We start from the raw sequence: 6,569 nt of genomic DNA, 5'->3' as shown, positions 1-6,569 counted from the left end.
ATTTTTCAATAAAAAATGATAAATCTTCTATATTTTTTTCATATTTTTCTACTTCATTCTTTAAAGTTAAGTTTGATTTATAATCAATGATAATGTCAATTAAACTAACTATTTCAGAATTCTTATCTGATATTTTCACTAATTTATCAAAGATATCATATATTTCTGATTTATCTTCTTCCTTTAATTCGTCTATTAAAGTGTAGATTAATACATCTAAGTCTTGAATCATCGTAGAAACTTTATCAAAACTTATATAAATTTTTGTTGAGATATTAGAGGAAACTTCACTACCTTTCTGCTCTCTCCAACTATTGAATGTATATAGTAAAGCTATAGTTGCAAACATAGTTGCTGTCCAACCTAAAAGGCTAGATGCTGTAGCAGTATCTGATTTAAAAAATATTTGTATGAGAGCATATAGTGCTATTGATACAGTAACCAATGCGAAATAAATAATTATAAGAGTTGTTATTGGCTCAAAAGGTTTATTTAATTTTTCCATAATCTTACTTATCATTTCATAGCTCTCTGAACAGTAGACAATGATACACCAAGCTCTTTAGCAACCTTTCTAAAACTAGCTCCTTCTTTAGACATAGCCGATCTAATAGCATCATCATCAATAGACTTGGTACGTCCTTTATACTTCCCTTCTTCCTTAGCCTTTGCAATTCCTTCTCTCTGACGTTCTTGCATTAACTCTCTTTCAAACTCTGCAAAGCTACCTAGTATATTGAATAATAGATTAGTCATTGAATCAGATTTATCACCGTTAAATTTCATATTTTCTTTATGGAAGTGAACAGATACACCTTTATTATTGAACAGATTAATAAGCTCTTTAAGGTCTGCTAAGTTCCTAGCAAGTCTATCAATACTATGTATATGAATAGTATCCCCATCTCTTACATAGTCCAGCATAGCTTTTAATTGTTCTCTATCTTTATCTTTACCACTTTTGTGTTCAGTAAATATTTTATCAAGCTCTAAACCATCTAATTGTCTAGCTGTATTCTGATCAACTGTACTTACTCTTATATATCCAACATTAGCCATAATATGTATTCTTTTAAATCTAAGATGTTATAAATATACTGTATTCATATATATAAAACAATGTATTTGAATACATATATTGTATTCTTTTTTATGTACTCAATAGGGCGTGCCTAATGAATACAGACTACACTTAAAGTGTAGTGACTAAGAAAATTTCGTAGTTAATTTTGCTCTCTCTACGTGAATGAAATTATTTTAGTAGGGTAGTTATACACTTCTATTCACGTACAGCGTTCAATCTGATAGTCTTATAAGTATGAAAAATACATATATAGGCTTTTGAATCATGGCAACTAATCAAGTCACTACAGCACAAAAAGAATCTACTTTTGTTGGTATCAATCAGATCATTAAAGCTATCTCAACTCTTAAAAAGAAAGAAGAAAAGGAAGCAGAGAAAGTTGATATTAAAACTAAGTTACAAGGTATTAATACAGACTTTGTTAAAGGGTCTGCTATTGCTCCTCTATACCGTTTAGACAAAGTTAGAAATGCTCTTGATCTTAGAGTTGATCAAGTACACTCTATTTATGAATTAGCTAATACACGTTCTGCTACTTCAATTCAGAATGAAATTAAAAAGCTACGTAAACAAAAAGAAGCTATTGATAAGTCAATCAAAGAGCTAGAAAATCAGCTACTAGGCAAGTAATAAAAAAGGGGGCTATATAGCTCCCTTATTCTTTCTTATGATTAATATATCCAACTGTTTCAAGATATGGCATCCACTCAGTAACATAGAATGCATCTGATAGCATTGTAGCTATTCGTTCAGCATAGTCCTCTATATTCTCTCCTACATTAGCCTTATAGTGATTCTGAAAAGCTATATCTCTACTCAACTTATCACCAAACATAAGACATTGCTTGATACTTAGTCCAGTAAACATATCAACTGTATTCTGATCTTTGCTATCTTTCTTCTTCTTGGCTAACTTCTTACCTATCTTAAATAAGATATGAGATATAGTTCTTCCCTCTTTAAACTGCTCATATTTGATTGTTGTATCAGTCTTATCATTTATCTCTTTAACTGCTAAATCTAGTACACGCTTTTTAAAATCTGCTAATACTTTATATTCATTTACACCTATACCTAAAAGGCTTCTAATCTCCTCAATAGTATATTTTTTACTATTCCCTACATCTTTATATTTAATTAATAACTCATACAGTCTGATACTATACTGGCTTTTAAAATCACTAACTTGCTCTAACAGGTACTTAGTAAAATTAGCTTCTAATCTGCTTATCATACTTATTACATTTCTATTTAAGTATATAACTACAGTACCTTTATTATTTATATAGGTAGCTTCATTTAACCAACGTGAAACTGTTATAGCATCATCACCTTTATACTTATCTATATAACTAAATTGTCTATTAAATAATTGCTTTGTAGCTTCTGATAACTGCTTATAGGCTTCACTTGAATCAGTATTGTACTGTTCTCTATAGCTAGATGCTTTGATCTCTATAGGTGTATCAGGCGTTAAATCTTGTATCTCTCTAGCTTCTACAATAGCTAGTAACATTAACCTTTGCTCTACCAATGATAGGTTGAAACTAGCATCTATTAAAGCGTTATCCTTTACCACAAGCCTTGTTTCTTTACTCATTTTTATGTCTGACCATGAACGGTGAATTTGTACTTATATTGACAACATACATCAAGTCAATAACAGACACAACATATCACGACCACTAATACGGGGAATTCGTCCATGTATACGGACTTATCAAGAGGGGAATTCGTCCACATATAAGGGGGAATTCGTCCATATATACCCTCTAAAACCCTTACACAGCAAGGCATACAGAGAACAGTAAAGCATTTAAAAGCTTTTTTTATTTCAGAAAAGCCAATTTTCCTTTTTCAAAACTTAAATTTTTAATTTGTTTTTTTACCTATCAAACTGGGTACAGAAATCACATACCGATTACCCTACCAAGCCATGACCTGAAATCAGTGTGTGCTCACAGGCTCTCATTTGCGCTCTAAGGTGCTTGTTTTGAGTTGGGTGGTACATAGGTATAGGTGCGTACTCTAAAGTCGCTTAGAGTGCAAATGGTGAGCATATAGGACTATATATTAATCCTATCTTAACCCTATTAACTTGAATGCCACGTCCACCAGAGTTTTAAAAGTTGGAAAGTTCTAGCGTTCAAGGTAATGGGGTATCCAACCGACTGTAGGTATTTGATCAGAAATAGGGAGTAACAGAGGGCGTGGAGTAGTTTTAATTTCTAATCCATAAAGCATTTAGCGAAGAATGAGCATCGTATTTATTAACGTAATTCTTATTAACTTCACAATGAAAATAAAACGGAGCTTTAAAAATAAAACCCCTGCTTAATACGGAGTATGACTCCCACCAATGGTGTGTAGGGTTTAGGGGGTGGGGGCTAATTCTAAGTACTCCCCTACCATCTAGCAAAGTACCTTAAATACATACTAGGGCTACGCTGACTAGATTATAATTTATTTATTTATCCGTAGTGAAAGTTCTATCTTAACTCCCTCCAATGGAGGAAGTATTGACATGTGGGTGTGTCCAAATTTGAGCATACCCCCTTTGAGTCAATTTTTAAAATCTCAAATTAAAACAAGCATTAAATATTTTTTATAAAATTACTATCTTCCCAATGCTTTTTACACATGCTCTTAAATGGCTCTAATTTGCTTTTACAGCTCATTTGGTTGTGTGTGGTACAAGTGCATAGGTAAGGTGTCTAAACGCTCTCATGTGAGAAATGGTGAGCATACAGAATTATAATTATATCTCTAACTAGTGTCATATTGATCTGACAACCACAATATCTAGTATCTAATAAAATACATCATCCAAACTTGGATATATCTCCTAAGATTTAAGGAATTTCTTTAAGCTCTCAAAATTTAATGAACTACGAAACTTTCGTAGTAACTCTCCTAACAATCTAGGAACGTCTATACATTTCTATACCAATCATAAAACAACATATAGAAATATGGTGCTAATTAGATCAGCTCAAATATGAGCATATCTCTAGGACTTAGTACTATTTCTACTCATTCGACTTTTCAGGTCAGTAGGTGTATTCGTTCTTTCTTCAATAAATCAAATCTATTTTAAATATGAGCAAGTTTGCTCACATCTCAAAACACAATAAAAACACTGTATTTGTATGGTCTTATTTATCTTCTCATACCTTTGTCAGATGCGTCATAACATTGAATCATTAAAAAACCTATATCCTGTATGGGTAAAGGCTTACAGCTTGACTGCACATTGACAAATAAGTCATTGTATGATATGTTTATTTCATAATTTAGTACAAAACTTTTCACACAATAAATAGTGTATCTTTCAATAAAAACAATAGTAGCTAATTGTCCTTTTATCTATTAGCTACACATAAAAAGTTAGGGATTTTATTTAAGACAGTATATAGCTATATCAGTTATATCTATCTCTCTATACATCTTTTATATATCTCTATTTATATCTATATAAACAATAACTAATATCTATTTAATGGAATAACTTACATATGCCTAAATCAATTAAAACAGTAGCTAAAAGCTATACATACAATACCAATTACAAACTGGATTCTCGTAGATTTGAAAGTATTTTAACAGTCTTAGAAAGTAGTAGAGATAACCTTAACAAGCCACAAGTAGCTCATATCGTATTACAGGTAGAATCAGCAGACTTTAATAAATCATTAATCAATGATGCTTTAACTAAAACCTTATCACGTAAACTTAAAACAGGTTTTGGATACTATATAGCTATGGAGAAAAGTAAGTATTCAGGCTTTCATATACATCTAATGCTTACATTCTCTCAAGGCTCTAAGTATTCTTTTACTATCTTAAATGAAGCTAGAGATTGTCTATATGCTTTAGATGGTGTCAGTACAGCTATTGCTTTACCTCGTAAAACAGAAAGATCAGTATCTATTGATACAGCAGATTACTATACAGTTTTTAAAGATGTTAAAAAGACTAATAACTATTTCCATGATTTGAAAGATACAGCAGACTTTAAGGATGCAGTATATAGATATAGCTATTTATCTAAAGAAGAAACAAAGTTAGAAGAAGAATTGAAAGGTATTAGATTGACACAATCTAAGATACCTAAAGCAGATAAAACTAAACAAGAACAAAAGAAAAGAACAATTAAGAAAATAGGATAATAATAATGATAGACTATCAACAACACTTAATTAACAGTACATACAATCAACTAATTACACAGTTAGTATTATGGCAATATCTAACAAATAAAGTGAAAGCAGAAACAGAACAAGGCTATAATGTAGTAAAGAATAAAGAAAAGTTAGATAAGATAAGAACAAATATTATTGATGCTCTACCTAAATTAGATGGTATAGCTTTAAGCAATGTTAAGTGCTACATGCCATTAGTAGATGATGTAAAGCTATTACAGAAATTCAGGGATACAGAGCTATGACAGTATTCCTTATCCCTTTAGCTGTAGCATTCATTTTATATCAACTCAAAACAATAAAAGGATAGCTATTAACTATCCTCTATATCTATCCTCACGTGTAGGTGTATATATGCTCACGTGTGAGGTGCATTGCGCCTATGCGCTTTTATCATATTCTTTATATAAAGCATAATTTGCAAGATATATTTTAAAATTGTAATTTTGCAATTCATGTTCATATGATTTATTTAATATAATTTTGGATAAATCATTTGTATGTACTTTATTATCAGAAATAATTTTATTTGAATACATAATAAATAAAAGTGTTACTTGCCTATAATTTGATTGAAATATAGATATATTTTCATCAATTTCTTTAAATTGAACATTAACTAAAATATTTAATAGATTTATTCTTGTATCAATTATTCTTAAACAATCATTTAATTCTAATGAGTGTTTATTTGCAATATCAAAATTCATACCTAGTAAACTATATTTAAGATTCTCCGATATTTCTAATGATTCATTTAATTTATCTATGATTAATTTTGCTTCATTAGCTATTACTTCACTTCCTTTTTGATCTCTCCAACTATTAAATGTATATAGTAAAGCTATCGTTGCAAAAATAGTTGCTGACCAACCTAAAAGGCTAGATGCTGTAGCTTCATCATCTACATAAATTTGTATAAGTGCATATAGAGCTATTGATATAGTAACTAAACCTAAGTAAATAATTATTAAAGTTGTAGTTAAATCAAAATCTTTATCTAATCTTTTCATAATTTTATCAATCATTTTTCATAGCTCTTTGAACAGTAGACAATGATACACCTAATTCTTTAGCTACCTTTCTAAAACTAGCGTTCTCTTTATTCATAGCCAATCTAATAGCATTGTCATCAATAGACTTTATACGTCCTTTATACTTTCCATCCTCTTTAGCTTTTGCTATTCCCTCTCTCTGACGTTCTAGCATTAACTCTCTTTCAAATTCTGCAAAGCTACCTAGTATATTGAATAATAGATTAGTCATTGAATCAGATTTATCAC

General features: G+C 30.3%; 8 protein-coding genes. 3 read left to right on the top strand and 5 right to left on the bottom strand.

What is annotated here, in order from left to right; all coding sequences use genetic code 11:
- Positions 1-520, bottom strand: a 520-nt coding sequence (locus RR409_RS20555; protein WP_332559647.1) for a hypothetical protein, incomplete at its 3' end; no start/stop codon positions are given.
- On the bottom strand, positions 517-1,059 hold the full coding sequence (locus RR409_RS20550) for a recombinase family protein (RefSeq protein ID WP_332559646.1): 543 nt from the start codon (positions 1,057-1,059) through the stop codon (positions 517-519). The genes RR409_RS20555 and RR409_RS20550, both read right to left, overlap by 4 nt.
- Positions 1,060-1,348: 289 nt before the next feature.
- On the opposite strand from RR409_RS20550, the gene RR409_RS20545 reads away from it, so the two are divergent.
- Positions 1,349-1,714, top strand: a complete 366-nt coding sequence (locus RR409_RS20545; RefSeq protein ID WP_332559645.1) for a hypothetical protein — start codon at positions 1,349-1,351, stop codon at positions 1,712-1,714.
- 25 nt (positions 1,715-1,739) lie between these two features.
- On the opposite strand, the gene repM is transcribed toward RR409_RS20545, so the two are convergent.
- Positions 1,740-2,684, bottom strand: coding sequence for a replication initiation protein RepM (gene repM, locus RR409_RS20540; RefSeq protein ID WP_332559644.1), 945 nt, complete (start codon positions 2,682-2,684; stop codon positions 1,740-1,742).
- Between the two features lie 1,915 nt (positions 2,685-4,599).
- Here repM and RR409_RS20535 point away from each other — a divergent pair.
- Positions 4,600-5,253: a hypothetical protein gene (locus RR409_RS20535; protein ID WP_332559643.1), complete on the top strand. Its 654-nt coding sequence runs from the start codon at positions 4,600-4,602 to the stop codon at positions 5,251-5,253.
- Between the two features lie 5 nt (positions 5,254-5,258).
- Positions 5,259-5,531, top strand: a complete 273-nt coding sequence (locus tag RR409_RS20530; protein ID WP_332559642.1) for a hypothetical protein — start codon at positions 5,259-5,261, stop codon at positions 5,529-5,531.
- A gap of 135 nt (positions 5,532-5,666) precedes the next feature.
- On the opposite strand, the gene RR409_RS20525 is transcribed toward RR409_RS20530, so the two are convergent.
- Both RR409_RS20525 and RR409_RS20520 read right to left on the bottom strand, forming a co-directional pair.
- Entirely contained in the window at positions 5,667-6,314 is a 648-nt protein-coding gene (locus RR409_RS20525; RefSeq protein ID WP_332559641.1) for a hypothetical protein, read from the bottom strand.
- Positions 6,307-6,569, bottom strand: a 263-nt coding sequence (locus RR409_RS20520) for a recombinase family protein (RefSeq protein ID WP_332559640.1), incomplete at its 5' end; no start/stop codon positions are given. The genes RR409_RS20525 and RR409_RS20520, both read right to left, overlap by 8 nt.

Origin of the sequence: Clostridium sp., from assembly GCF_036642255.1 — a bacterium.
In the GTDB taxonomy this organism is placed as follows: Bacteria; Bacillota; Clostridia; order Clostridiales; family Clostridiaceae; genus Clostridium_J.
The sequence above is the reverse complement of the archived record's forward strand: the minus strand, read 5'-3'. Positions and strand labels throughout refer to the sequence as shown.

What these genes read in the sequence shown, in the direction of transcription:
- RR409_RS20550 (WP_332559646.1), bottom strand. Translation starts at nt 1,059, where the DNA reads ATGGCTAATGTTGGATATATAAGAGTAAGTACAGTTGATCAGAATACA.
- RR409_RS20545 (WP_332559645.1), top strand. Translation starts at nt 1,349, where the DNA reads ATGGCAACTAATCAAGTCACTACAGCACAAAAAGAATCTACTTTTGTT.
- repM (WP_332559644.1), bottom strand. Translation starts at nt 2,684, where the DNA reads ATGAGTAAAGAAACAAGGCTTGTGGTAAAGGATAACGCTTTAATAGAT.
- RR409_RS20535 (WP_332559643.1), top strand. Translation starts at nt 4,600, where the DNA reads ATGCCTAAATCAATTAAAACAGTAGCTAAAAGCTATACATACAATACC.
- RR409_RS20530 (WP_332559642.1), top strand. Translation starts at nt 5,259, where the DNA reads ATGATAGACTATCAACAACACTTAATTAACAGTACATACAATCAACTA.
- RR409_RS20525 (WP_332559641.1), bottom strand. Translation starts at nt 6,314, where the DNA reads ATGATTGATAAAATTATGAAAAGATTAGATAAAGATTTTGATTTAACT.